This window comes from Microbacterium sp. LRZ72 (genome assembly GCF_033792225.1).
In the GTDB taxonomy this organism is placed as follows: domain Bacteria; phylum Actinomycetota; class Actinomycetes; order Actinomycetales; family Microbacteriaceae; genus Microbacterium.
This window is the reverse complement of sequence record NZ_JANGEX010000001.1, coordinates 296,453-320,127: the sequence shown is the minus strand read 5'-3', so window position 1 is coordinate 320,127 and position 23,675 is coordinate 296,453. Positions and strand designations below refer to the sequence as shown.

22 protein-coding genes are annotated in these 23,675 nt (G+C 70.8%); 16 read left to right on the top strand and 6 right to left on the bottom strand.

What is annotated here, in order from left to right; genetic code table 11:
• Positions 1-19: 19 nt before the first annotated feature.
• The 3 genes from M4I32_RS01520 to M4I32_RS01510 are packed head-to-tail and all read right to left on the bottom strand — an operon-like array spanning position 20 to position 2,484.
• On the bottom strand, positions 20-730 hold the full coding sequence (locus M4I32_RS01520; RefSeq protein ID WP_319032719.1) for an SOS response-associated peptidase: 711 nt from the start codon (positions 728-730) through the stop codon (positions 20-22).
• 41 nt (positions 731-771) lie between these two features.
• On the bottom strand, positions 772-1,806 hold the full coding sequence (locus tag M4I32_RS01515; protein WP_319032718.1) for an App1 family protein: 1,035 nt from the start codon (positions 1,804-1,806) through the stop codon (positions 772-774).
• Positions 1,807-1,812: 6 nt separating this feature from the next.
• Positions 1,813-2,484: a DedA family protein gene (locus M4I32_RS01510; RefSeq protein WP_319032717.1), complete on the bottom strand. Its 672-nt coding sequence runs from the start codon at positions 2,482-2,484 to the stop codon at positions 1,813-1,815.
• Between the two features lie 40 nt (positions 2,485-2,524).
• Between M4I32_RS01510 and pabB the strand changes: the two genes are divergently transcribed.
• From pabB to holA, 5 genes are all read left to right on the top strand, one after another.
• Entirely contained in the window at positions 2,525-3,856 is a 1,332-nt protein-coding gene (gene pabB, locus M4I32_RS01505; protein WP_319032716.1) for an aminodeoxychorismate synthase component I, read from the top strand.
• Positions 3,857-3,929: 73 nt separating this feature from the next.
• The gene (gene leuS, locus M4I32_RS01500) at positions 3,930-6,515 is read left to right on the top strand and encodes a leucine--tRNA ligase (RefSeq protein WP_319032715.1); all 2,586 of its coding nucleotides are present in this window, start codon (positions 3,930-3,932) and stop codon (positions 6,513-6,515) included.
• A 97-nt stretch (positions 6,516-6,612) separates the two neighbouring features.
• Positions 6,613-7,242 (top strand): ComEA family DNA-binding protein, encoded by a 630-nt coding sequence (locus M4I32_RS01495; protein ID WP_319032714.1) that lies wholly within the window; start codon positions 6,613-6,615, stop codon positions 7,240-7,242.
• 2 nt (positions 7,243-7,244) lie between these two features.
• Positions 7,245-9,608 carry a ComEC/Rec2 family competence protein gene (locus M4I32_RS01490; RefSeq protein WP_319032713.1) on the top strand — a complete coding sequence of 788 codons (2,364 nt, stop codon included), beginning with the start codon at positions 7,245-7,247 and terminating at the stop codon, positions 9,606-9,608.
• A gap of 9 nt (positions 9,609-9,617) precedes the next feature.
• Positions 9,618-10,652, top strand: a complete 1,035-nt coding sequence (holA, locus tag M4I32_RS01485) for a DNA polymerase III subunit delta (protein WP_319032712.1) — start codon at positions 9,618-9,620, stop codon at positions 10,650-10,652.
• A gap of 57 nt (positions 10,653-10,709) precedes the next feature.
• On the opposite strand, the gene rpsT is transcribed toward holA, so the two are convergent.
• Positions 10,710-10,970, bottom strand: coding sequence for a 30S ribosomal protein S20 (gene rpsT, locus M4I32_RS01480; protein WP_319032711.1), 261 nt, complete (start codon positions 10,968-10,970; stop codon positions 10,710-10,712).
• 117 nt (positions 10,971-11,087) lie between these two features.
• Entirely contained in the window at positions 11,088-11,813 is a 726-nt protein-coding gene (locus tag M4I32_RS01475; RefSeq protein ID WP_319032710.1) for an alpha/beta hydrolase, read from the bottom strand.
• A gap of 276 nt (positions 11,814-12,089) precedes the next feature.
• Between M4I32_RS01475 and lepA the strand changes: the two genes are divergently transcribed.
• From lepA to era, 11 genes are all read left to right on the top strand, one after another.
• Positions 12,090-13,937 carry a translation elongation factor 4 gene (gene lepA / locus M4I32_RS01470; protein WP_319032709.1) on the top strand — a complete coding sequence of 616 codons (1,848 nt, stop codon included), beginning with the start codon at positions 12,090-12,092 and terminating at the stop codon, positions 13,935-13,937.
• Positions 13,938-13,947: 10 nt separating this feature from the next.
• Positions 13,948-14,598, top strand: a complete 651-nt coding sequence (locus tag M4I32_RS01465; protein ID WP_319032708.1) for a DUF1990 family protein — start codon at positions 13,948-13,950, stop codon at positions 14,596-14,598.
• Position 14,599: 1 nt separating this feature from the next.
• Positions 14,600-15,817: a radical SAM family heme chaperone HemW gene (gene hemW, locus M4I32_RS01460; RefSeq protein WP_319032707.1), complete on the top strand. Its 1,218-nt coding sequence runs from the start codon at positions 14,600-14,602 to the stop codon at positions 15,815-15,817.
• A 97-nt stretch (positions 15,818-15,914) separates the two neighbouring features.
• Complete coding sequence (gene hrcA, locus M4I32_RS01455; RefSeq protein ID WP_319032706.1) at positions 15,915-16,955, top strand: heat-inducible transcriptional repressor HrcA; 1,041 nt, start codon at positions 15,915-15,917, stop codon at positions 16,953-16,955.
• A 46-nt stretch (positions 16,956-17,001) separates the two neighbouring features.
• On the top strand, positions 17,002-18,108 hold the full coding sequence (gene dnaJ / locus M4I32_RS01450; RefSeq protein ID WP_319032909.1) for a molecular chaperone DnaJ: 1,107 nt from the start codon (positions 17,002-17,004) through the stop codon (positions 18,106-18,108).
• Entirely contained in the window at positions 18,108-18,839 is a 732-nt protein-coding gene (locus M4I32_RS01445) for a 16S rRNA (uracil(1498)-N(3))-methyltransferase (protein ID WP_319032705.1), read from the top strand. Before dnaJ ends, M4I32_RS01445 begins: the two co-directional genes overlap by 1 nt.
• A 24-nt stretch (positions 18,840-18,863) precedes the next feature.
• Complete coding sequence (locus M4I32_RS01440) at positions 18,864-19,214, top strand: HIT domain-containing protein (protein WP_319032704.1); 351 nt, start codon at positions 18,864-18,866, stop codon at positions 19,212-19,214.
• A 61-nt stretch (positions 19,215-19,275) separates the two neighbouring features.
• Positions 19,276-20,304: a PhoH family protein gene (locus M4I32_RS01435; RefSeq protein ID WP_319032908.1), complete on the top strand. Its 1,029-nt coding sequence runs from the start codon at positions 19,276-19,278 to the stop codon at positions 20,302-20,304.
• Positions 20,301-20,771, top strand: coding sequence for an rRNA maturation RNase YbeY (ybeY, locus tag M4I32_RS01430; protein ID WP_319032703.1), 471 nt, complete (start codon positions 20,301-20,303; stop codon positions 20,769-20,771). The genes M4I32_RS01435 and ybeY overlap by 4 nt, the downstream gene beginning before the upstream one ends.
• On the top strand, positions 20,768-22,111 hold the full coding sequence (locus tag M4I32_RS01425; protein WP_319032702.1) for a hemolysin family protein: 1,344 nt from the start codon (positions 20,768-20,770) through the stop codon (positions 22,109-22,111). Before ybeY ends, M4I32_RS01425 begins: the two co-directional genes overlap by 4 nt.
• Positions 22,104-23,003 (top strand): GTPase Era, encoded by a 900-nt coding sequence (era, locus tag M4I32_RS01420; RefSeq protein WP_319032701.1) that lies wholly within the window; start codon positions 22,104-22,106, stop codon positions 23,001-23,003. The genes M4I32_RS01425 and era overlap by 8 nt, the downstream gene beginning before the upstream one ends.
• Before the next feature lie 6 nt (positions 23,004-23,009).
• Here era and M4I32_RS01415 read toward each other — a convergent pair whose 3' ends face one another.
• Complete coding sequence (locus tag M4I32_RS01415) at positions 23,010-23,648, bottom strand: hypothetical protein (RefSeq protein WP_319032700.1); 639 nt, start codon at positions 23,646-23,648, stop codon at positions 23,010-23,012.
• Positions 23,649-23,675: the final 27 nt, after the last annotated feature.

Below are 23,675 nucleotides of genomic sequence, written 5' to 3'. Positions count from 1 at the left end.
GCGCGATCGCCGACGCCCGTCAGGCGGCCGGCTCGATCAGGTGCGGACCCTGCGAACGCACATTGCCGACCGCACGGTCCACCACATGCTCGTCGAGAGTCCCGGCGACGAGCGGGGCCGCGTCGATGGCCGCATCCAGCACGTCCCCCACGTTCTCGGTCTCGGGATCGAGCCACGCCTCGGCGTGGGCGCCGTCGACGAACAGCGGCATGCGGTCGTGGATCGAGCCGAGCCGACCGGATGCCGCGCATGTCAGGATCGTGCAGCTGAGCAGCCACCGCGCGGGGTCGTCGTCGGCGGCATCCGGACGCCGCCACCACTCATAGAGGCCTGCGAAGAACACGGCCGTCCCGTCGGCCGGATGGATGTAGTGCGGCACCTTGCCGTCGTCGCTCACGCGCCATTCGTAGTAGCCCGTGGCGGGAACGATCGCGCGGCGGCGCTCCAGGGCGGCGCGGAACATCGGTTTGGTCTCGACATCCTCGGCGCGCGCGTTGATCGCGCGTGCGCCGATCGAGACGTCCTTCGACCAGCCCGGGATGAGGCCCCAGCGGGCGGACTCGATGCGCCGCGTCGGCGGCTCGGTCTTGACCGAGTCCAACACGATCGCGACGCGGTCCGTCGGCGCGACGTTGAACGACGGCTCGGGGAGATCGTCCGCGACGGTGTCGACGTCGAGGAACCCGACCAGGTCTGCGGCGGGTCGGGCCACCACGAATCGTCCGCACATGTCCGTCACCCTACCGGCGGGCGACGCGCGCAGCAGTGCCGTCAGACCAGCCCGACGTCCTCGAGACGCTCGAGCAGGCGCGCGCCGTCGGAGGCGGTGACCCACGGCACATCTGCGCCCGTATGGTCGTCCACCGCCGTACGGCCGCCCGCGAGCACGGCTTCGGCGGCCGAGAGGCGGCGGATCGCCACGCCCGCCACCTGCGAGGGGTGTTCCCGGGTGAATGCGGTGTAGATGGCGTCGTCGTGCTGACCGTCGTCGCCGATCAGCAGCCAGCGCACGTCCGGGAACTCGCGCGCGAGTCGGCGCAGGTTCTCCTCCTTGTGCGCCTGACCGCTGCGGAACCATCTCTCGTGCGTGGGTCCCCAGTCGGTCAGCAGCATCGCGCCGGCGGGAAAGAGATGCCGCGAGAGGAACCGCGTGAGAGTGGGCGCCACGTTCCATGCGCCCGTCGAGAGGTAGATCATCGGTGTTCCCTGCCGCGCCCGCACCAGCCGCTCGAGGAGGACCGCCATTCCGGGCACGGGCACGCGGGCGTGCTCGGCGACGACGAACGAGTTCCATGCGGCAAGGAGCGGGCGGGGGAGAGCTGTCACCATCACGGTGTCGTCGATGTCGCAGACGACACCGGTCGTGACATCGGATGCGACGATGAAGACGCGGGCCTCGACCGGCTCACCGCCCTCGACCGAGAGCAGCACGCTCTGCCAGCCGGGTTCGAGCTGCTCTCGGATGACGGTGTCCACGACCCCGCCGCGATCGGCGACGACCGTGTGCTCTCGCCCATCGACGGTGATCGTGACCGGCGCGAATCCCACCGGGATGCCGAGGAAGCTGCGCCATCCGCGCACGCTTGCCAGCTCGCCCGACTGCGTGCGCTGCGGCGCGCGGACGATGAGCACCCGTCCGACGATGCGCAGCCACCCCTCGCCGCCATACCCGGGGAATGCGGCGATGGTCGCGCTCAGGCCGCGTCGGCGGGCGCGACGCTCTCGCCAGGCGTGGAATCGACGCTCCAGTCGGGCGAGCCAGAGGATCTTGCGCGGCTCGAGAGGTGGCTCAGACGTGGTGCGCATCACCGTTCAGTCTTCCATGTCGGCGGGGTGCGAGCCGTCGCCGTCGTGCAGGTGCCGACGTTCGAGCCGCTCGATGACCTTCTTGCCCACGAAGGCGAGCGCGAGGAAGACCACGATCACCGCGACGAAGATGTAGCCGGCGAAGTGCACGGTCTCGGACAGCTCGCGGAACGTGCCGGCAGCGGCGGCGGCGACCGAGACGTACAGGGCCGCCCAGAGGATGCATGCGGGGGTCGTCCACGCGAGAAACCGACGGTAGCCGAACCCGCTCATGCCGACGGTGAGCGGCACCAGCGAATGCAGAACAGGCAGGAACCTCGAGAGGAAGATCGCGGGACCGCCGCGTCGGCGCAGGTAGCGCTCGGATCTCACCCAGTTCTTCTCGCCGATCCGCCGGCCCAGCGCCGACGCCCGCAGCCAGGGGCCCAGCCACCGTCCGATCGCGAATCCCACGCTTTCGCCGACCAGTGCGCCCACGACGACCGCGACCCCCAGCAGCACCCCCTCGCCGACCGACGACACGGCGGTCGCCGCGACGATGACGACGCTGTCGCCCGGCACCACGAGACCGATGAGGACGCTGGTCTCCAGCATGATCGCGACCCCGGCGAGCACGGTGCGCAGCGCGGGGTCGACGTTCTGCACGGCGTCCAGCAGCCAGGTCAGCGCGTCGTTCACGTGACGAGCCTAGGGGGCGGCGCGGGCCTAATCTGGGGGGATGCCGAACCACCCCGTCGCCGTGGCGGTGCCGTCGGTGGATGCCGCAGCGGTGTTCGCTGCGCTCGAGCCCAACAGCACCGATGTCTTCTGGCTCGATGCCGGGCCGCGTGCGCGGGAAGGGTGGAGCTACGTCGGTGTGGGCGCCGCGTCTCCGGCGGCCACCGCGCTCGCTCAGGTCTCACTGCGCCCGGACTCCGACAGCGCGGGGTCCGGCGTCGAGCCGCAGACCTGGCCCGCCGGCCCCTTCCGTGGCGGCTGGATCGGCTGGTTCGCCTATGACGGGGGAGCGGAACGCGCGGGCGCCCCCGTCTTCCGATCCCGCGCGGCCGCCGAGAACGATGCGTGGATGCGGGCCGTGCGGTGGGTCGCCATCGACCATGAATCTGGCCGCGCGTGGGCGGTCAGCGCGGACGGCGATCCCGCGGCGTGGGCCGCGGCGGTCACCGGGATGGGGCACGCGGACGCGGGCGAGGATGCCTCCGCGTCGCCTGCCGGGTCCGCGCGCGCGAGGCACACCCCGGGCGAGTACGCCGAGCTGATCGCGGCGTGCCGCGAGGCCATCCGCGCGGGCGACGCCTACCAGCTGTGCCTCACGACGCGCTTCGACGTCGACGTCGACGATGCGCCGGCATCCGTCTACGCCCGCTTGCGCCGAAGCAGCCCCGCGCCTTATGGCGGGTTCCTTCGAATCGGCGACGTCACGCTGCTCAGCGCGAGCCCCGAGCGCTTTCTCGCCGTACGGGCCGGGCGGGTCGAGACCAAGCCGATCAAGGGAACCCGTCCCCGTGCACAGGAAAGCACCCGCGACGCCGCGCTGGCCGCGGAGCTCGTGGACAGCGCGAAAGAGCGCGCCGAGAACGTCATGATCGTCGATCTGATGCGCAATGACCTGGCGCGAGTCTGCGAACCCGGCAGTGTCCGGGTGGACGCGCTGCTGGCGGTGGAGAGCTACCCCCACGTGCACCAGCTCGTCAGTACCGTCTCGGGGCGGCTGCGCTCGGCGGTGACGCTCGGTGAGCTGACGGCGCGCGCCTTTCCCGCCGGATCGATGACGGGTGCCCCCAAGCTGTCGGCGATGACCATCCTGCACCGTCTCGAGGGCGCGGGGCGGGGCATCTATTCCGGATGCTTCGGATGGGTCGGCGACGACGGCGATCTCGACGTCGCGATGGTCATACGGTCCATCGTGATGCAGGGGTCGCGCGCGAGCGTGGGTGCCGGAGGGGGCATCACGTGGTCGTCGGTGGTCGAGGACGAAGTGCTCGAGGTGGGCATCAAGGCCCGCGCCCCCCTGGCCGCGCTGGGCGCGCAACTGCCGCCCGGCTGGTGATCCGGGCAGTCGGGTAACCTGGGTTCCTGCGCCTTCGCGCATCGCCCCCCGGCATTCTTCGATTGGGTCACCCGTGTCACAAACCGCATCCACCGGCTCGCACGCCACCACCTCGGCCTCCGCGTACGACGTCGCGGCGATCCAGGCCAAGTGGCAGCAGCGCTGGTCGCAGCGGGATGCGTTCCGTGCGGGCGACGAGGGCGACACCCGCCCTCGCAAGTACGTGCTCGCGATGTTCCCCTACCCCTCGGGCGACCTGCACATGGGACATGCGGAGAACTACCTCTACTCCGACATCGTGGCCCGATTCTGGCGGCACCGCGGGTACAACGTGCTGCACCCGATCGGGTGGGACTCCTTCGGCCTGCCCGCCGAGAATGCCGCGATCCAGCGCAGCGTGGACCCCCGCGAGTGGACCTATGCGAACATCGCCCAGCAGCGCGAGAGCCTCAAGGCCTATGGAGTGTCGTTCGACTGGAACCGTGTGCTGCACACGAGCGACCCCGACTACTACCACTGGAACCAATGGCTGTTCCTCAAGATGCACGAGCGGGGCCTGGCGTACCGCAAGGAGAGCCCGGTCAACTGGTGCCCCAACGACCAGACGGTGCTGGCCAACGAGCAGGTCGTCGACGGCCACTGCGAGCGCTGCGGGCACGAGGTCGTCAAGAAGAAGCTCACGCAGTGGTACCTGCGCATCACCGATTACGCCGACCGCCTGCTCGACGACCTGAATCAGCTCGAGGGATCGTGGCCCCACAAGGTGCTCCAGATGCAGCGCAACTGGATCGGGCGCTCGGTGGGCGCGGACATCGACTTCGAGATCGAAGGACACCCCGACAAGGTGACGGTGTTCTCGACCCGTCCGGACACCCTGCACGGGGCCACTTTCTTCGTCGTCGCCCCGGATTCGGACCTCGCCGCCGAGCTCGCGGCGGGTGCGGACGAGCAGGTGCGGCAGCGCTTCCGCGCCTACCTGGAGCAGGTGCAGAAGACGACCGACATCGATCGGCAGAACGCCGAACGCCCCAAGACGGGCGTCTTCCTCGGACGGTACGCCGTCAACCCGGTGAACGGCGAGCGGATGCCGATCTGGGCCGCCGACTACGTGCTGGCCGACTACGGACACGGCGCGGTGATGGCCGTGCCCGCCCACGACCAGCGCGACCTCGACTTCGCGCGGGCCTTCGACCTGCCGATCAAGGTCGTCGTCGACACGACGGCACCGATCACCGGGGCCATGCCCGTGATCGAACTGGACGAGCACGGCGAGCCGATCGACCCCGGCTCGCTGCACGAGCTCGATCCCGCCCGCACCGGCGTCGCCCTCACCGAGGAGGGGCGCATGATCAACTCCGGCGCCCTGGACGGGCTGTCCAAGCGCAACGCGATCGTCCGCATCGTCGAACAGCTCGAAGCAGCGGGCACCGGCCGGGCCGCCAAGTCGTATCGGCTTCGCGACTGGCTGATCTCACGCCAGCGGTACTGGGGCACGCCGATCCCGATGGTCCACACCGAGGATGGGCGCATCGTCCCCGTCCCGGAGTCGGAGCTTCCGGTGCGTCTGCCACAGGCGGAGGGTCTGGACCTCAAGCCCAAGGGCACGTCACCCCTCGGCGGTGCGGCGGAGTGGGTCGCGACGACGGACCCCGAGACGGGAACTGCCGCGCGGCGCGACCCCGACACGATGGACACGTTCGTCGACAGCTCCTGGTACTTTCTGCGCTTCCTCTCGCCCGGCGAGCATTCGGCGCCCTTCTCCCGATCCGAGGCCGACAAGTGGGGCCCCGTCGACGCGTACATCGGCGGCGTGGAGCACGCGATCCTGCACCTGCTCTACGCACGGTTCGTGACGAAGGTGCTCTTCGACATGGGCCAGGTGGAGTTCACCGAGCCGTTCGCGACGCTGATCAATCAGGGCATGATCATCCTGGGCGGCGCGAAGATGTCCAAGAGCAAGGGCAACCTGGTGCTCTTCGAAGAGGAACTGGCGGCCCACGGTGCCGATGCGCTCCGCGTCGCACTCGCGTTCGCCGGTCCGGTGGAGGACGACAAGGACTGGGACGACGTCTCGACGACGGGGGCCCATAAGTTCCTCGCGCGCGCGTGGCGCATCGCCCACGACGTCGACAGCGACCCCGACGTGATCTGGGCCGAAGGCGATCAGGCTCTGCGCCGCGTCACCCACCGGCTGTGGGCGGATGCTCCTCAGCTGATCGAGCAGACGAAGTTCAACGTCGTCGTCGCCCGTCTGATGGAACTGGTCAACGCCACCCGCAAGGCCATCGACCAGGGCCCTGGCGCGTCCGATCCCGCCGTGCGGGAGGCTGCCGAGGCCGTCGCGATGGTGCTCGATCTGTTCGCACCCCACGTGGCCGAGGAGATGTGGGAGATGCTCGGGCGGGAGCCGTTCGTCGGTCTGGTCTCGTGGCGTCAGCCCGACGCGACCCTGCTGGTCGAAGAGAACGTGAGCGCGGTCGTGCAGGTCGACGGCAAGGTGCGGGCGACGCTGGATGTCGCGGCCCGGATCGGGTCGGAGGACCTCGAGGAGCTGGCGCGCGCGGACGCCCGCGTGCAGCGCTCCGTCGGCGAGCGCGAGATCGTCAAGGTCATCGTGCGCGCGCCGAAGGTCGTGTCGATCTCGACGCGCCCGGCCTAGCGGGACTCTTCCTCCACCACCTCGCTCGGGGCGTCGCCGTCCGCGGGTGACCGACCACGCCGCGGGGGCCGCGTTCCGGCTTTCCTAACGTGGGTGCGTGCCCAATCCCGAGCCCGGCGGCGACGCGCGTTCCGACGCACTCGAGGCGTACGGCGGCCCCCGACGCCGGGCCCGCTGGAGCGTCGGCGCCGCGATCGTGGTGATCCTCGTCGCGCTCGGGGTGACCGTGGTCTCGGCGATGGCCTCGTCAGGGGGCGAACCGGCCGAGCTCGTCGCGGTCGACGCGCCCGACGGCGAGGGCGGCGGGAGCACATCGGCGACGGTCTTCGTGCACGTCTCTGGCGAGGTGCGCGAGCCGGGCCTGTACCGGCTCGGCGACGCCGCGCGCGTCGTGGACGCCATCGCGGCGGCATCCGGATTCACCGAAGAGGCGGACCGCGGCGGTGTGAACCTCGCCCGGCCGGTGACGGACGGCGAGCAGCTGATCGTGCCGGGCATCGGCGACGCCGCGAATGCGGGTGGGGCGACGGTCGACGGCACCGTCCGTCTGAACAGCGCCACGATCGATGAGCTCGAGACGCTCCCGCGCATCGGACCGGAGATGGCGCGGCGGATCATCTCGTGGCGTGACGAGAACGGTCCCTTCGTGGCGGTCGAGGACCTTCTCGCCGTGCCGGGCATCGGCGAGAAGACGCTCGAGGCTCTCCGGGACGCGGTGAGGCTCTGACCGTGCCGGCGCTGCTGGCGCCCGCCGCGCTGCTGTGGGCGCTCGTGCTCGCCGCCGTCGCGGTACCGGAAGCGGCCGTGTGGATGGCGGTGGTGACGGGCGGCACGGCGGCTGCGTGCCCGCTCATCCTGCGGCGGCGGGGCGGCGCGCTGCCCATCCTCGTGGTTCTCGTGCTCGCCTCCTGCGGCGCTGCGCATGTGGCCGTCCTGTTTCCTGCGCGCGAGAGCGTCGCGACGCAGATGACCGGCGCCGCGACCGTGAGCGTGCAGGGCGTGATCGTGTCGAAGGCCGAGTCGACCGCGGCGGGTGGACACGGCGTCGATGTGCGCGCCGACGACATCCTCGCAGATGGCACCGCCGCCATCGGAGCCGACTCGCCAGGGCGCGATGCGGATCGCGCGCCCTGGCGCCCCGGGAGCGTGCCGGTTCGGCTCATCCTTCCTCCGGACCTGGATGCACCGCCGCTCGGTCCCGGCGTCCGCGTCACTGCAGAAGGGCAGGCGGTGCCGGCGCGCGCGGCCGACCGTTCCGTGGCGGTGGTCTTCGTGCGGGAGATCGCCGTCGCGACTCCCGCACAGGGCGCCGCCGCGCTGGCGATGGATCTGCGCCGCGGCTTCGTCGCCCTGGCCGCCGCGCTGCCGGGCCCCGGCGCGGGCCTCCTCCCCGGGCTGGCGATCGGCGACACGTCGGCGGTAGACGATGATCTGCGCACGGCGATGCAGGACTCCTCGCTGACGCATCTGACGGCCGTCTCCGGGGCCAACTGCGCGCTCGTCGTGGCACTCACCTTCGGCGCGCTCTCGCTTCTGCGCGCGCCTCGGTGGGCGCGCATCCTCGTCTCCCTCGCGACGCTCGGGGGGTTCGTCATCCTCGTCACGCCCGAACCGAGCGTCGTCCGAGCCGCGACGATGGCGGCGATCGCGCTCCTCGCGCTCGTGCTGAACCGACCGGTCGCGGGACTCGGCGTGCTCGCGTGCGCCGTCGCGGGGTCGTTGCTCGCGGACCCGTGGCTCGCGTCCTCGCTCGGCTTCGCGCTCTCGGCATCGGCGACGGCCGGCCTGCTGGTCCTGGCGCGCCCGCTCGCCGCGGGGCTCGCGCGGTTCATGCCGCGCCCGCTCTCGGCAGCGCTCGCCGTGCCGCTCGCCGCGCAGCTCGCGTGCGGTCCGCTGCTGATCCTGATCGACCCGCAGGTGCCGGTGTACGGAGTCGTAGCCAACCTGCTCGCCGCGCCCGCCGCGCCACTGGCCACGATCGTCGGCCTCGCGGCGTGCATCGTCCAGCCGATCGCGCCGGTCGCGCAGGTGCTCACCGCGATCGCGTGGGTGCCGAGCGCGTGGATCGCCGCGACCGCCCAGGTGGTGTCGTCATGGCCGGGAGCCCGACTGCCGTGGCTGTCCGGGCTGGGCGGTGCCCTCGCCCTCGCTCTCGTGAGCGCAGCGATCGTCCTGGCGCTCATGCGCCCCGGCCGGTGGGGCAGGATGCGCCTGCTCGGGTTGGTCGTCACGGCGGCGGTCGCGGGATCGGGCATCGGCGGCATCCTCCTCGCGCGTCCGCTCGCTCCCCTGACGACGCCGGACGAGTGGAGCGTCGCCCAGTGCGACGTCGGCCAAGGGGACGCTCTCGTGCTGCGCGACGCCGGACGCATCGCCACGATCGACACCGGCCCCGATGCCGACCTCTTCGGCCGGTGCCTGGACCGACTGGGCGTGACACGGATCGACGTCGCCTTCCTGACCCACTTCGACCACGACCACGTCGGCGGCTCCTCGGTGCTCGCCGGTCGCACGGGCACGATCGTGCATGGCCCGCCGGGGGAGCCCGCCGACCGTGCGCTCCTATCCGGGCTCGCCGAGGCCGGTGCGCGCCTCATGCCCGCATCAGAGGGGGCCACCGGCTCGCTCGGAAACGCGCAGTGGCGCGTGCTCTGGCCTCCCCGCTCGACGTCCGGCGTCGAACCCGGCAACGACGCCAGCCTCGTCGTCGACGTGCGAGCATCGACCGTCGCCTCCGAGATGCCGACGGGTCTCTACCTCGGGGATCTGTCCGCATCGGCGCAGCGCCTCGCATTGCGCGACCTCCACACTGTTTCGTACGACGTGGTCAAGGTGGCGCATCACGGCAGCGCCGACCAGGATGCCGCGGTGTACGACCGCGTCGGAGCCGCCGTGGCGATGATCGGCGTGGGCGAGAACGACTATGGACACCCGCGTGCAGAAGCGCTCGACCTCCTGCACGCGGCGGGCTCCGCGGTGGTGCGCAGCGACCTGCACGGCCTGGTCGTGCTGCGACGGGAGGACGACGCGGTGCACGTGTGGCGTGAACGGGGGCCGGCGACGGGTGGTTCGGACGTCGGCGGCGATGGCTAGGCTGGGGGAGTGGCAGCATCCCGCACGCGCCGTCCCGCCGCTCGTTCGTCGGCCATTCCCCAGCTGTCCTGGCGCGCCCCGCAACCTGCTCCGATCGTGCTGGTGTCGGGGCCGGAGGAGATCTGCGCCGAACGCGCCGGCGCAGCACTGCGCGACTATCTGAAGGCCGAGGACCCCTCCGTCGAGGTCTCGGATGTGCGTGCCGACGCCTACGCCCCCGGGACGCTGCTCGCGGTGACGTCGCCGTCCCTGTTCGGCGAACCGCGGCTCGTGCGCGTCGCCGGTGTCGAGCGGTGCACCGACGAGTTCCTCTCGGAAGCGCTGGCGTACCTCGAGCATCCGCAGGAGGGCGCGACGGTGGTGCTGCGCCACACCGGCGCGAGCGTGCGCGGCAAGAAGCTCCTCGAAGCCATCCGGGCCGGAACCGGTGGCGGGGTCGAGGTCGCCTGTCCCGCCGTGCGGCGCGACGCCGAGCGGTACGACTTCGCGGCCGGCGAGTTCGCCGCCGCCCGTCGGCGCGCCGCGCCTGCCGCCCTTCGCGCGCTCACCGCCGCCTTCGCAGACGATCTCACCGAGCTCGCCGCCGCGTGCCAGCAGCTGATCGCCGATGTCGACGGAGACATCACCGAGCAGATCGTGCAGCGCTACTACGGCGGCCGCGTCGAGACCTCGGCGTTCACGGTCGCCGATACGGCCATCGCCGGGCGCTACGGCGACGCTCTCGCTGCCCTGCGGCATGCCCTCGACACCGGCGCGGACCCCGTGCCGATGGTCGCGGCGATCGCCTCGAAGCTGCGCACGATGGCCAAGGTGGGGGGCACGCGCGAGTCGACCGGCGCGCTGGCCGCGCGGCTGGGCATGAAGGACTGGCAGGTCGAACGCGCCCGCCGCGACCTGGCGGGCTGGAACGGCGATCAGCTCGGCATCGCGATCCAGGCGGCGGCCCGGGCCGACGCCGAGGTGAAGGGCGCGTCGCGGGACCCGGTCTTCGCCCTCGAGCGCCTCGTCACGGTGATCGCCACCCGCTCGCCCTACGGCGCCTGAATCACGACGAAGGCCCACCCCCGGCGGGGAGCGGGCCTTCGTCGTGCCGATGTCGCGTCAGAGCGCGGCGACCTGCTTCGCGATCGCCGACTTGCGGTTCGCGGCCTGGTTGCTGTGGATGACGCCCTTGCTGACGGCCTTGTCGAGCTTCTTGGTCGCCACAGTGAGGGCAGACTGGGCGGCCGACTTGTCGCCGGTCGCGACCGCCTGGCGCGCACGACGCACGACGGTGCGAAGTTCGCTCTTGACGGCGCGGTTGCGTGCCCGAGCCTTGTCGTTGGTCTTGTTGCGCTTGATCTGCGACTTGATGTTCGCCACGGTGTGTCAGGTTCTTTCGTTCGAGGAAGGTATGGACGTGTTGTCGCCGGACGGCGAGAGAGGGCGCCGAGCGGCGGGCGTGAAGGTTTTCCACACGCAAGCCAATCAGAAACTCTATCAGGTCCCGGTCGACTCCACCGTAGCCACCGCGAGGTCGAGCACGGCGTTGAAGACCCGCGGTCGCATCGCCGTCACCAGATGCGTCGTGCGTGGCACGACGATCAGTTCGGCGTGCGACACCAGCCGGGTGAAGAGCCGTTCGTTCACGCGCAGCTGGTCGTACTGCCCGTTGACGAACCACACCGGCCCCCGCAACCGGCGCAGGGCGCTCATGACCTGCAGCGACGACAGGCTCGCCAGGGCGACGTCCTGCGCATCCAGCGCATAGCCGCCGGCCCCGAAATCCTCTCGGGTGTCGTCGGGCAGCGTCAGCGCCAGCATCCGCTTCGTCAGCCACATGCCCCGGTCGGGTAGACGATCGAACCCGCGCGCCAGCATCCGGTATGCCGCGAGCCCCGCGCCCCGGGGCAGGGCTGTGCAGCCCGCTCCGATGAATGCGTCGACGGGCGGCGGGTCGGCGGACCCCATCACATCGATGCCGAGCAGACCGCCCATCGAATGCGCGACCAGCACCACCGGGCCTCGCACGGCGGCCTCGCGAAGCGCCCGGTCGATGGTGTGCCGAGCCTCCGCGAGGGTGAACTCCTCCGCCATGCGCGTGCCGTGCCCGGGCAGATCGAGCACGTGGCAGTCGACGCCGCGCTCTTCGAGATGGGCCCGCTGCACCCGCCACATCGACGCGGACGTGCGGATGCCGTGCACGAACACGGCCTGCGTCGCCATGACGCGAGTCTATTCGTCGCGCGAGTCGCCCTGGCAGCCGCGGCTCACGGGCCACGCGATCCGCGCGGCGCGAGGACTCCGGCTCGGCGCGAGGACGATCTGCGCCTCCCGACCCTCCTGTCGCGCGATCGTCCTCCTCTCGCGCGCCTCGAGCAGGTCTCCAGCCCCTGACGTGTGAGGGAGGGAGACCGAACGGCACGCGAGACGACGGTGCACGACGTGTTTCATGGGGGTCGGCGTTCGCAGATCGGCCCGCGCCCGTAGAATCGAGCGGACATGTCTCCCCGCGCCGCTTCGCCCCTTCAGCCTGCCGCCACGCCGCCCGAGCGGCTGCGCAACTTCTGCATCATCGCCCACATCGACCATGGCAAGTCCACGCTCGCCGACCGCATGCTGCAGATCACCGGCGTCGTCTCGGACCGCGACATGCGCGCGCAGTATCTCGACCGCATGGACATCGAGCGCGAGCGCGGCATCACGATCAAGAGCCAGGCGGTACGGATGCCGTGGGAGTTCGACGGCGACACCTTCGCTCTGAACATGATCGACACGCCCGGCCACGTCGACTTCACGTATGAGGTGTCGCGGTCCCTCGCAGCCTGCGAAGGCGCCATCCTGCTCGTGGATGCCGCGCAGGGGATCGAGGCGCAGACGCTGGCCAACCTCTACCTGGCCCTTGAGAACGACCTGCACATCATCCCCGTGCTCAACAAGATCGACCTGCCCGCGGCGGACCCCGACAAGTTCGCCCTCGAGCTGGCCAACCTCATCGGCGGCGACCCCGACGACGTGCTCCGCGTGAGCGGCAAGACCGGCGTGGGCGTCGAGGAACTGCTGGACCGACTGGTGCGTGACATCCCCGGCCCCAAGGGCGACGCCGATGCCCCGCCCCGCGCCATGATCTTCGACTCGGTCTACGACGCCTACCGGGGTGTGGTCACCTACGTGCGCATGATCGACGGTTCGCTCGTGCCCCGCGACCGCATCCAGATGATGTCGACGCGCGCGACGCACGAGCTGCTCGAGATCGGCGTCTCCAGCCCCGAGCCGACGCCGACGAAGGGCCTCGGAGTCGGAGAGGTGGGATACCTGATCACCGGGGTGAAAGACGTGCGCCAGTCGAAGGTGGGCGACACCGTCACCCACGCCCGCCGGCCCGCAGAAGACGCGCTGCCCGGCTACACCGATCCGAAGCCGATGGTCTACTCCGGCCTGTACCCGATCGACGGCGGCGACTACCCGGATCTTCGTGAGGCCCTCGACAAGCTGAAACTGTCGGATGCCGCACTCGTCTACGAGCCCGAGACCTCGGTCGCGCTGGGCTTCGGCTTCCGCTGCGGCTTCCTCGGGCTGCTGCACCTCGAGATCGTCAGTGAGCGCCTCTCCCGCGAGTTCGGCCTCGACCTCATCACCACCGCCCCCAGCGTCGTCTACCAGGTCACGACCGACAGCGGTGAGACCGTCATGGTCACCAACCCGAGCGAGTACCCCGATGGCCGCGTCGCATCCGTCACCGAGCCGGTGGTGAAGGCGGCCCTGCTGACGCCCAAGGACTACGTCGGCGCCGTGATGGAGCTGTGCCAGTCGCGCCGCGGGAACCTGCTCGGCATGGACTACCTCAGCGAAGACCGGGTGGAGCTTCGCTACACGGTTCCCCTCGGCGAGATCGTCTTCGACTTCTTCGACCAGTTGAAGTCCAAGACGCAGGGCTACGCGAGCCTGGATTACGAACCGGCCGGTGAGCAGGAGGCGGATCTGGTGAAGGTCGATGTGCTTCTGCAGGGCGAGAAAGTGGATGCCTTCAGCTCGATCGTGCACCGCGACAAGGCCTACGCGTATGGCCTGCTGATGACCGAGCGGCTGAAGAAGCTGATCCCGCGACAGCAGTACGAGGTGCCGATCCAGGCCGCCATCGGCGCGCGGATCATCGCGCGGGAGAACATTCGCGCCATCCGCAAGGACGTGCTCGCCAAGTGCTACGGCGGCGACATCACCCGAAAGCGCAAGCTGCTCGAGAAGCAGAAGGAGGGCAAGAAGCGCATGAAGATGGTGGGTCGGGTCGAAGTGCCGCAAGAGGCGTTCATCGCGGCCCTGTCCGGCGACGTCGAGACCAAGTCGAAGTAGGCTGACACGCATGCGGCGCGGAACATTCCGGGATGAGACCGTCGACTACGCGGCCGTCGGTGCGACCCAGGCGGCCGATCTGATGCAGTATCCGCCCGAGCGCAGTATCCCGGCGGAGCAGTCGATCCGCGTGGGGTCGGGAGCCGAGCGTTTTCGGGCGACGAGCGAGGCGCTGCTGGCGTGGAGCGCGCAGCGCGGAGCCGGCCTGCGCCTGAGTGACGTGCGACCCGCCGCGGGGCCGATGTACTCCGGCGTGAACTTCGACGACGAGGGCAACCCCGTGGGGCCCTCTCGCACCGAAGCCGACCAGCGCTACGACACCGACGGCACGCCGCTCGTGGCTGCGGGCACCACCGTGCAGGTGCACGGCCGCATCGGCGGAGCCAAGGCGGATGCCGAGCTCAGGGTCATCTTCGTGATCGAGGAGCCGCGCCGGGTGGGGTTCGCCCTCGGCACCGTCGGCGGCTCGGTCGTCAGCGGTGAAGAGTCCTTCGTCGCGGAGTGGCGCCGCGACGACGAGGTGTGGTTCACCGTGCGTGCGTTCGACGCGCCCGTCGCGCTGATGTACCGCGTGTTCGGCGGCCTGGTCCGCCGCCGCCGCCGGGCACTGACCACCGGATATCTGCGAGCGATCTCGCCGATGTTCGCCACCTCCGGCTGACGTGGCCGGAGCGCTTCCGCCGGGGGACCCGGCGCCTCACGACGGCCATCTGCCGCACGACCTTCTCGTCGATCCGTCGCATCCGCTGGGGGTCTACATCCATGTGCCCTTCTGCCGGGTGAGGTGCGGGTACTGCGATTTCAACACGTACACGGCGACGGAGTTGCGCGGCGCCGGCCGCGACACGTACGCAGACGACGTCGTCGCCGAGGTCGAACTCGCCGCCGAGGTGCTCGGCCGTGCGGCCGCTGCGCGCCCTGCGGCCACCGTGTTCTTCGGCGGTGGCACGCCGACGCTGCTGCCCCCCGGCGACCTGGTGCGCATGCTCGACAGAGTGCGTGAGCGCATCGGCGTGCACGCGGATGCCGAGATCACGGTCGAGGCGAACCCCGACACCGTGAACGTCGAGGTGGCCGGCGCCCTCGCGGCGGCCGGCGTCACGCGCCTTTCGATCGGCATGCAGTCGGCGGTGCCGCGGGTGCTCGGCACCCTCGACCGCACGCACGATCCCGCGAACGTGGGAACGGCGGTGGCGGCCGCACGTGCCGCCGGTCTCGGGGTCAGCGTGGATCTGATCTACGGCACCCCGGGAGAGACCCTCGACGACTGGCGGCTCTCGCTCGATTCCGCCGTAGCGCTCGAGCCGGACCACGTCTCGGCGTATGCGCTCATCATCGAGGACGGCACGCAACTGGCACGCCGCATCCGGCGCGGTGAGCTGCCCGCCCCCGAGGACGACCTGCAGGCCGACATGTACGAGCTGGCCGACGGTCTGCTCGGCGATGCCGGCTTCGAATGGTACGAGGTGAGCAACTGGTCGCGCGGGGACGCCCACCGGTCACGGCACAACCGGGGCTACTGGGCGGGCGGCGACTGGTGGGGGTTCGGCCCGGGCGCCCACAGCCACGTCGCGGGTCTGCGGTGGTGGAACGTCAAGCATCCCGCAGCCTATGCGCAGAGGCTCGCCGGCGGGCGATCGCCAGCCGCGGCACGCGAACGACCGGACGAGGATGCCGCCGACCTCGAGCGGGTCCTGCTCACCTCGCGGCTGCGCGAGGGGATCGCCGTCGACACGCTGCCACCAGGGGGGCGGACGGCGGTGGCGGGCCTCATCGCGGACGGCCTGGTCGTTGCCGCCGATGCGCTGCGGGGCCGGGTCGTCCTCACCCTTCGCGGCCGCCTGCTGGCCGACGCCGTCGTGCGCGCGCTCGTTCCGTAGCGGCCGAAGGACTGACCGGCCCAGACCCCGGGTAGAATTGGCACTCGCTGCGCGGGAGTGCCAGTGTCGTCTGTGACAGATTCGGAAGGGAGGAACCATGGTCAGCGAACGAGGACTGCAGGTGCTGCGCGCGATCGTGCAGGACTACGTCGAGACCCACGAGCCCGTGGGCAGCAAGTCGATCGTGGATCGTCATCCCTTCGGAGTATCGGCCGCGACGATCCGCAACGACATGGCGGCGCTCGAAGACGAAGAGCTCATCGCGGCCCCCCACACGTCTTCCGGACGGGTGCCGACGGACAAGGGCTACCGGGTCTTCGTCGATCATCTCGCCGATGTGCGTCCGCTGACGTCGGCGCAGCGCAACGCGATCACGACGTTCCTGGGCGAGCCGGGCGATCTCGACGATCTGCTGGCGCGGACCGTGCGCGTGCTGTCGCAGCTGACGGGGCAGGTGGCGATCGTGCAGTACCCCTCGTTCGCCCGCGCCGCCGTGACCCACGTGGAGCTCGTGGCGATCTCACCGACGCGCATGCTCATCGTGATCGTCACCGACACGGGACGGGTCTCGCAGCGCATCGCACCGTTGCCCGTCTCGCTCGACGAGACCGAGATCTCGCTCCTGCGCGCCCGGCTCGTCGACCTCGTGGTCGGAAGCTCGGCCCAGGACGCCGCAGAGCGCGTCGAGGGCATCCGCATCGCCGAGCCGGCCGCCGGCGACCGGCTGTCGGCCGCCCTCGGTTCGCTGGCGCACGTGATCGCGGAAGAGCTCGAGGAGTTCCGTCAGGACCGGCTCGTGCTCGCGGGGACGGCGAACCTGGCCCGGCGCGAGGGTGACTTCCGCGGCAGCATCTACCCGCTCCTCGAGGCGATCGAAGAGCAGGTGACGCTCCTGCGGCTGATGGGAGAGATGGTCGCCGACGGGCAGGGTCTCGCGGCGAGCATCGGGCGGGAGAACGAGCCGTGGGGGCTCACCGAGGCCTCGGTCGTGACGAGCGACTACGCGACATCCGGGTCGCTCGCGCGCATCGGCATCATGGGCCCGACCCGAATGGACTACCCGAGCAACCTCGCGGCCGCCCGTGCCGTGGCGCGGTACCTGTCGCGCGTGCTCGAAGAAGACGACAACCGGCGCTGAGACGCCAACCGCGACCGACCGGTCGCGGATCCTGCGAGAGGTGAATGTGGCTGACCACTACGAAGTCCTGGGTGTCGCCCGGGACGCGAGTCCTGAAGAGATAAAGAAGGCCTACCGCCGCCTGGCGCGGGAGCTGCACCCCGACGTCAACCCCGGGGCGGATGCCTCCGACCGGTTCAAGGCCGTCACGCACGCGTACGACGTGCTGTCGGACCCCGACCAGCGCCGTCGCTACGACATGGGCGGCGACGAGTTCGGCGGCGCCGCGGGCTTCGGCGGGTTCAGCGACATCTTCGAGACGTTCTTCGGAGGCGGCGGCGGCGGTCGTGGCACCCGGCCTCGGTCGCGGCGCGAACGCGGGCAGGACGCGCTCGTGCGCGTCACACTCGACCTCGGCGACGTCGTCTTCGGCGTGCACCGGGATCTCGAGGTCGACACGGCCATCGTGTGCGAGACGTGCGAGGGGTCCTGCTGCCAGCCCGGCACGCAGCCCGTGACCTGCGACATCTGCCGTGGTTCGGGACACATCCAGCGCACGGTGCGCAGCCTGCTCGGCAATGTGGTCACCGCGCAGCCGTGCGCCACCTGCCAGGGATACGGCACCACCATCCCGTACCCGTGCTCCACGTGCCAGGGCCAGGGGCGCGTCCGCTCCCGGCGCACCGTGTCGCTCGACATCCCCGCGGGCGTCGAGACGGGCCTGCGGCTGCAGCTGCCCGGCTCCGGCGAGGTGGGGCCGGCCGGCGGCCCCCACGGCGACCTGTACGTCGAGATCTCGGTCTCGCCCCACGAGGTCTTCAGTCGCGACGGTGACGACCTGCTCGCGACGCTCGACGTCTCGATGCCGGACGCGGTTCTCGGAGCGACGACCACGATCGAGAGCCTTGACGGCCCGGTCGACCTCGAACTGCGCCCGGGAGTGCAGTCGGGCGACGTCCTCACGATCAAGGGTCGTGGCGTGACACCGCTGCGCGGCTCGCAGCGGGGCGACCTGCGGGTCGGCGTGCAGGTCGTCACGCCGTCGCGCCTCGATGCGAAGGAGCGCGCACTGATCGAGGAGCTGCGACGGCGCACCAAGGCCCCGGCGCCCAAGCTGGCGCAGTTCCATCAGGGTGTGTTCTCGAAGCTGCGCGACCGCTTCCGCGCGAGCTGATGGCCCTGCACTTCGTCACGGCGGATGCGGGTGCGGCCTCGGACGTGGTGCGCATCTCCGGTGATGAGGCGCGCCACGCCGCGACCGTGCGTCGGGTGCGTCCCGGTGAACACGTCACGGTCGGCGACGGCCGCGGCGCGTGGATCGAGGGCGAGTGCGTGTCGGTCTCACCCGCCCTCGTCGAGGTGCGCGTGCACTCCACGCGGACCATCCCCGCCGCCTCTCCGCGACTCGTGCTCGTCCAGGCACTGGCCAAGGGGGACCACGACGAGCGGGCTGCGCAGGCGGCCTGTGAGCTCGGCGCGGACGTGATCGAGCCGTGGCAGGCGGCGCGCAGCGTCTCGCGCTGGGAGGGCGCCAAGCGTGACAAGGGCAGAAGCCGGTGGGCGTCGATCGTGCGGGAGGCCGCCAAGCAGTCCCACCGCGCGTGGATTCCGGATGTCGCGGACGTCAGCACGACGGCGGGGCTGGTCGACCGGTGCAGCGATGCGCGCGTCTACCTGCTGGAGCCCACCGCACTGCTCAGGCTGTCCGCGCAGGCGCCGTCCGCGGACGACCCCCGGGACGTCGTGCTGATCGTCGGCCCCGAGGGCGGCGTCGCGCCCGACGAGATCGCGGCGCTGACGGATGCCGGAGCCCTGCCGGTGCGGTTGGGCGAGACCGTCCTGCGCACCTCCACGGCGGGACCCGCGGCCATCGCGCTGCTCAACGTCGCGCTCGGGCGCTGGTGACGGCCGGATCGATAGACTTGTGCCGTGTCCGACGAACCATCGATCTTCACGCGCATCCTTCACGGCGAGCTCCCGGGCGAGATCATCGCCGAGACCGAGCATGTCTTCGCCCTGCGCGACATCGCGCCGAAGGCACCGGTGCACCTGCTGATCATCCCGAAGACGCCGGACTATCGCGACGTCACCGAGCTGGCCGCGGCCGATCCTGCGCTGATGGCCGACATGATCGCGCTCGCCGGCCGCCTCGCCCACGAGCACGCGGACGGCGAGTTCCGCCTGGTCTTCAACACGGGGGCGTCTGCGGGCCAGACCGTCTTCCACGTGCATGCGCACGTGCTGGCGGGCGAACTGAGCGAGAAGAGTCTCGGTGGCTGAGCCCGGACCATCCGTCGGCGACGATGCCGTCACTGCGCGCATCCTTGCGGACGGCGTCGCCATGGTGCAGCTACTCGGGCCGCAGGACCGACTCCTGCGCGTTCTCGAGAAGGAGCACCCCGAAGTCGATGTGCACGTGCGCGGCAACGAGATCACACTCAGCGGCGATGCGCCCCGCGTCGCTGCCGCACGCTCGCTCGTGGAAGAGCTGCTGCAGATGACGCGGGACGGGCACGCCCTCGCCCCCTCCGACGTCTCGTCGTCCGCCCGAATGCTCGATGCGGACCCCCGCGCGCGCCCCTCCGAAGTGCTCGGCGAAGCGGTGCTCTCGTCACGGGGACGCGTCATCCGTCCGAAGACGCGGGGGCAGAAGCAGTATGTCGACGCGATCGACGACCACACGATCGTGTTCGGCATCGGCCCCGCCGGCACCGGCAAGACCTACCTGGCCATGGCGAAGGCGGTGCAGGCACTGCAGCGCAAGGAGGTCTCGCGCATCATCCTCACGCGGCCTGCCGTCGAGGCGGGGGAGCGGCTCGGGTTCCTGCCCGGCACGCTGACCGACAAGATCGACCCCTACCTGCGCCCGCTCTACGACGCGCTCAACGAGATGATGGACCCCGAGGTCGTGCCCAAGCTCATCGCCACCGGCACCATCGAGGTCGCGCCGCTGGCCTACATGCGCGGCCGCACCCTGAACGACTCCTTCGTCGTGCTCGACGAAGCGCAGAACACCACCCCCGAGCAGATGAAGATGTTCCTCACCCGGCTCGGGTTCAACACGAAGATGGTCGTCACGGGCGACGTCACCCAGGTCGACCTGCCGGGCGGCTCCTCCGGGCTGCGTGTCGTCACCCGCATCCTCGGCGCCGTCGACGACATCCACTTCTCCCATCTGAGCAGCGAGGACGTCGTGCGGCACTCGCTCGTCGGGCGCATCGTCGACGCGTACAGCGCCTACGAGGAGACGCGGACCGCCGCCCGCGCGGAGCGCGAGCAGGCGGCCGAGTTCGCCAACCGCGCAGAGCGGCGCTCCTCCACCCGACCGATCGGTCCTCGCGACCACCAGGCGAAACGAGGGCGTTCGTGACGATCGAGATCAGCAACGAATCGGGCTTCGACGCCGACGAGGCGAAGCTGCTGCGGCTCATGGAGCACCACCTCGCCGAGCTCAACGTGAGCCCCGAGGCCGACGTCGCGATCATCCTGGTCGACGAGGGCGCCATGGAGGCGCTCCACGTGCAGTGGATGGACGAGCCCGGGCCGACGGATGTGCTGAGCTTTCCCATGGACGAGCTGCGACCCGGCACCGAGGACGCGCCGACACCGCCCGGCCTGCTCGGCGACATCGTGGTGTGTCCGCAGGTAGCCGAAACGCAGGCGCGTGAGAACGGCGTGTCGACCGAGGACGAGATCCTGATGCTGACGACGCACGGGCTGCTGCACCTGCTCGGCTTCGATCACGCCGAGCGCGAGGAGGAGCGCCAGATGTTCGGCCTGCAGCGCGAGCTGCTCCTCGACTTCGCCCTGCGCGAGCGCCGCCGGCGGCGCGCGTGACCGCGATCCTGCTCCTGGTGGCGTCGGGGGCGCTCGTCGCCTTCGCGGGCCTCATGGCCGCTCTCGAAGCGGCGCTGAGCGTCACCTCCCGCGGCGATCTGCAGGAATGGTCGACCACAGCGCGTGCCAGACGTTCCCTGCGCGCGATCGCCGCGCATCCCGACGCCCATGCCAACGCGGTCGTCTTCATCCGCATCCTCACCGAGACAGCCGCGGCCGTGCTCGTGACGGTGGCCCTGACGATCCTGTTCGACTCCATCTGGTGGGCGATGCTCGCGGCGGTCGTGCTGATGACCGGGGCCTCGTTCGTGCTCGTCGGCGCCAGCCCCCGCACCGTCGGACGCCAGCATGCCACCGCCCTGCTGCGCATCTGCGCGCCCATCATCCGCTTCGTGCGCGTGCTGCTCGGACCGATCGCGAACGCGCTCGTGGCGGCGGTGTCGCGCTCGACACCCGACGGGCGTCGCCCGGCCCCGTTCGCCTCGGAGCAGCAGCTGCTCTCGATGGTCGACGAGGCTGTCGAGGCCGACCTGATCGAGGACGAGGACCGCGAGCTGATCCACTCGGTGTTCTCGTTCACCGACACCTATGTGCGGGCCGTCATGGTGCCTCGGACCGACGTCGTGACCCTCGATTCGTCGGCCACCACCGCCAATGCCATGGACCTGTTCCTGCGCACGGGTGTATCGCGCCTGCCCGTCGTCGAAGGCGACGACGACGACGTCGTGGGGATGCTGTATCTCAAGGACCTGGTGCAGTTCAGCTTCGGGGCACGTGATCGCTGGCGCACGCAGAGCACCCGCGGCATCCTTCGCCCCGCCGTCTACATCCCCGAATCGATGATGGCGTCCACGCTGCTGGCGCAGATGAAGAAGGACGCCGTGCACGTGTGCATGGTGGTCGACGAGTACGGCGGCGTCTCGGGGCTCGTGACCCTCGAAGACCTGATCGAGGAGCTGGTCGGCGAGATCGCCGACGAGTACGATCCGCCCCAGGACGAGGTGTCCGAGCTCGAGCCGGGGCGCTACCGGGTCAGCGCGAGGATGACCCTCGGCGACCTGGGCGAGCTGTTCGACATCGAGATCGACGACGACGACGTCGAATCCGTCGGCGGCCTGCTCGGCAAGGCGCTCGGGCGCATTCCGCAGCCCGGCGCGCAGGCCGAAGCGGCGGGGATCATCATGACGGGCGGGGCCTCTCGCGGCCGCGGCCGTGGGATCTCGACGGTCTTCGTGGAGCGTTCCCCCGAACTGCAGGCCGCCGCCGATGAGCTCGCCGCATCCACGGGCGAGATCGCGACCATCGGCGAGCGGGGAAGGCGAGGCGAGGCCCGTGACTGATCCGGTGTTCCGATGCGGGTTCGCGACGTTCGTGGGGCGTCCCAACGTCGGCAAGTCGACCCTGACCAACGCACTCGTCGGCGAGAAGGTCGCCATCACGAGCGCCAAGCCGCAGACGACGCGCCGCGCGATCCGCGGCATCCGCAACCGCCCCGACGGGCAGCTGATCCTCGTCGACACGCCCGGCATCCACAAGCCGCGCACGCTGCTGGGGCAGCGCCTCAACGACCTCGTCGAGCAGGTGCTGGGAGACGTCGACGTGATCGGCTTCTGCGTGCCGGCCGATGAGAAGGTGGGCCCCGGCGACCGCCGCATCGCGGAGTCGCTGTCGGGCTACCGGTCGGCGAAGAAGGTCGCGATCGTCACGAAGACCGACGCCGCCACGCGGGACCAGGTGATGGAGCGTCTGCTCGAGGTGGATGCGCTGCGCGAGGACTGGGCCGCCGTCATCCCGCTCTCGTCGCACACCGAGGACCAGCTGGACGTGCTCGCGGGGGAGCTGCTGGCGCTGATGCCCGAGAGCCCGCCGCTCTACGAGGAGGGCACGGTCACCGACGAGAGCATCGCCGACCGCGTGGCCGAGATCATCCGCGAGGCCGCGCTCGAGGGCGTGCGCGACGAGCTGCCCCACTCGATCGCGGTGACCATCAGCGAGATGGGCCCGCGGGAGGACAGCGATCTCACCGATGTCTTCGCCGACATCGTCGTCGAGCGCGACAGCCAGAAGGCGATCATCATCGGGCACCGCGGCTCGCGCCTGAGCGATGTCGGCGCCCGCGCCCGTGCGCAGATCGAGCCGCTGCTGGGCGGCCGGGTGTTCCTGAGCCTGCACGTGCGCGTCGCCAAGGAGTGGCAGCGCGACGCGAAGCACCTGCGTCGCCTCGGCTTCTGACCCGCGTCACGACCCTGCGAGCTGGAGCGCGGAGAGCATCACCACGACGTTCTCGCCGAACTCGGCATCCGCCGCCTGCTGCAGCGTGCCGTCGTCCCAGACCACCTGGGTCCAGACGCGCCCTTCGCGCACGGAGGACGACAGGACCTGCTCGCCGAGCAGGCCCGGCAGCTCATCCTGGATGCTGTCGAGCGTCTGCACGTCGGTGTCGCCCGGTTCCAGAGCCAGCTGCTCCGGCGCCATCGGGTCGTACAGCGCCAGCAGCGTGACAGGACCGGTCACGGTGAACCGTTCGCCGTCGTACCGTCCCTGCACCGCGTAGGAGCCCCACCGCGTGCCCGCGGCCTGTTCACTGCCGTCGACGCCCGACCAGTCCCACCCATCGAGCGGGATCCCGGAGCACTGGGGAGGATAGGACTCGGCGACGCCGCCGAGGCACAGCTCGGGTTCACCCGCATCCAGCACGGTTCCCGTCGCGATGACCTCGCCCGAGGGAGGCGCGGGGGATGCCGCGGCCAGCGCCGGCGGGTCGCCGCCGACAGGCGATCCGCTGGGAACCGGGTCGCCCGCGGGGGTCGCGCAGCCGGTGAGCAGGACGAGGGCGGCGGCCGCGAGGATCGCGACGCCCGTGCCGGGGAGTCTCATACCCTGACAGTGTGCCGCACGAGCGGA

What these genes read in the sequence shown, in the direction of transcription:
- M4I32_RS01520 (WP_319032719.1), bottom strand. Translation starts at nt 730, where the DNA reads ATGTGCGGACGATTCGTGGTGGCCCGACCCGCCGCAGACCTGGTCGGG.
- M4I32_RS01515 (WP_319032718.1), bottom strand. Translation starts at nt 1,806, where the DNA reads ATGCGCACCACGTCTGAGCCACCTCTCGAGCCGCGCAAGATCCTCTGG.
- pabB (WP_319032716.1), top strand. Translation starts at nt 2,525, where the DNA reads ATGCCGAACCACCCCGTCGCCGTGGCGGTGCCGTCGGTGGATGCCGCA.
- M4I32_RS01475 (WP_319032710.1), bottom strand. Translation starts at nt 11,813, where the DNA reads ATGGCGACGCAGGCCGTGTTCGTGCACGGCATCCGCACGTCCGCGTCG.
- lepA (WP_319032709.1), top strand. Translation starts at nt 12,090, where the DNA reads ATGTCTCCCCGCGCCGCTTCGCCCCTTCAGCCTGCCGCCACGCCGCCC.
- M4I32_RS01465 (WP_319032708.1), top strand. Translation starts at nt 13,948, where the DNA reads ATGCGGCGCGGAACATTCCGGGATGAGACCGTCGACTACGCGGCCGTC.
- hrcA (WP_319032706.1), top strand. Translation starts at nt 15,915, where the DNA reads ATGGTCAGCGAACGAGGACTGCAGGTGCTGCGCGCGATCGTGCAGGAC.
- M4I32_RS01445 (WP_319032705.1), top strand. Translation starts at nt 18,108, where the DNA reads ATGGCCCTGCACTTCGTCACGGCGGATGCGGGTGCGGCCTCGGACGTG.
- M4I32_RS01435 (WP_319032908.1), top strand. Translation starts at nt 19,276, where the DNA reads ATGGTGCAGCTACTCGGGCCGCAGGACCGACTCCTGCGCGTTCTCGAG.
- M4I32_RS01415 (WP_319032700.1), bottom strand. Translation starts at nt 23,648, where the DNA reads ATGAGACTCCCCGGCACGGGCGTCGCGATCCTCGCGGCCGCCGCCCTC.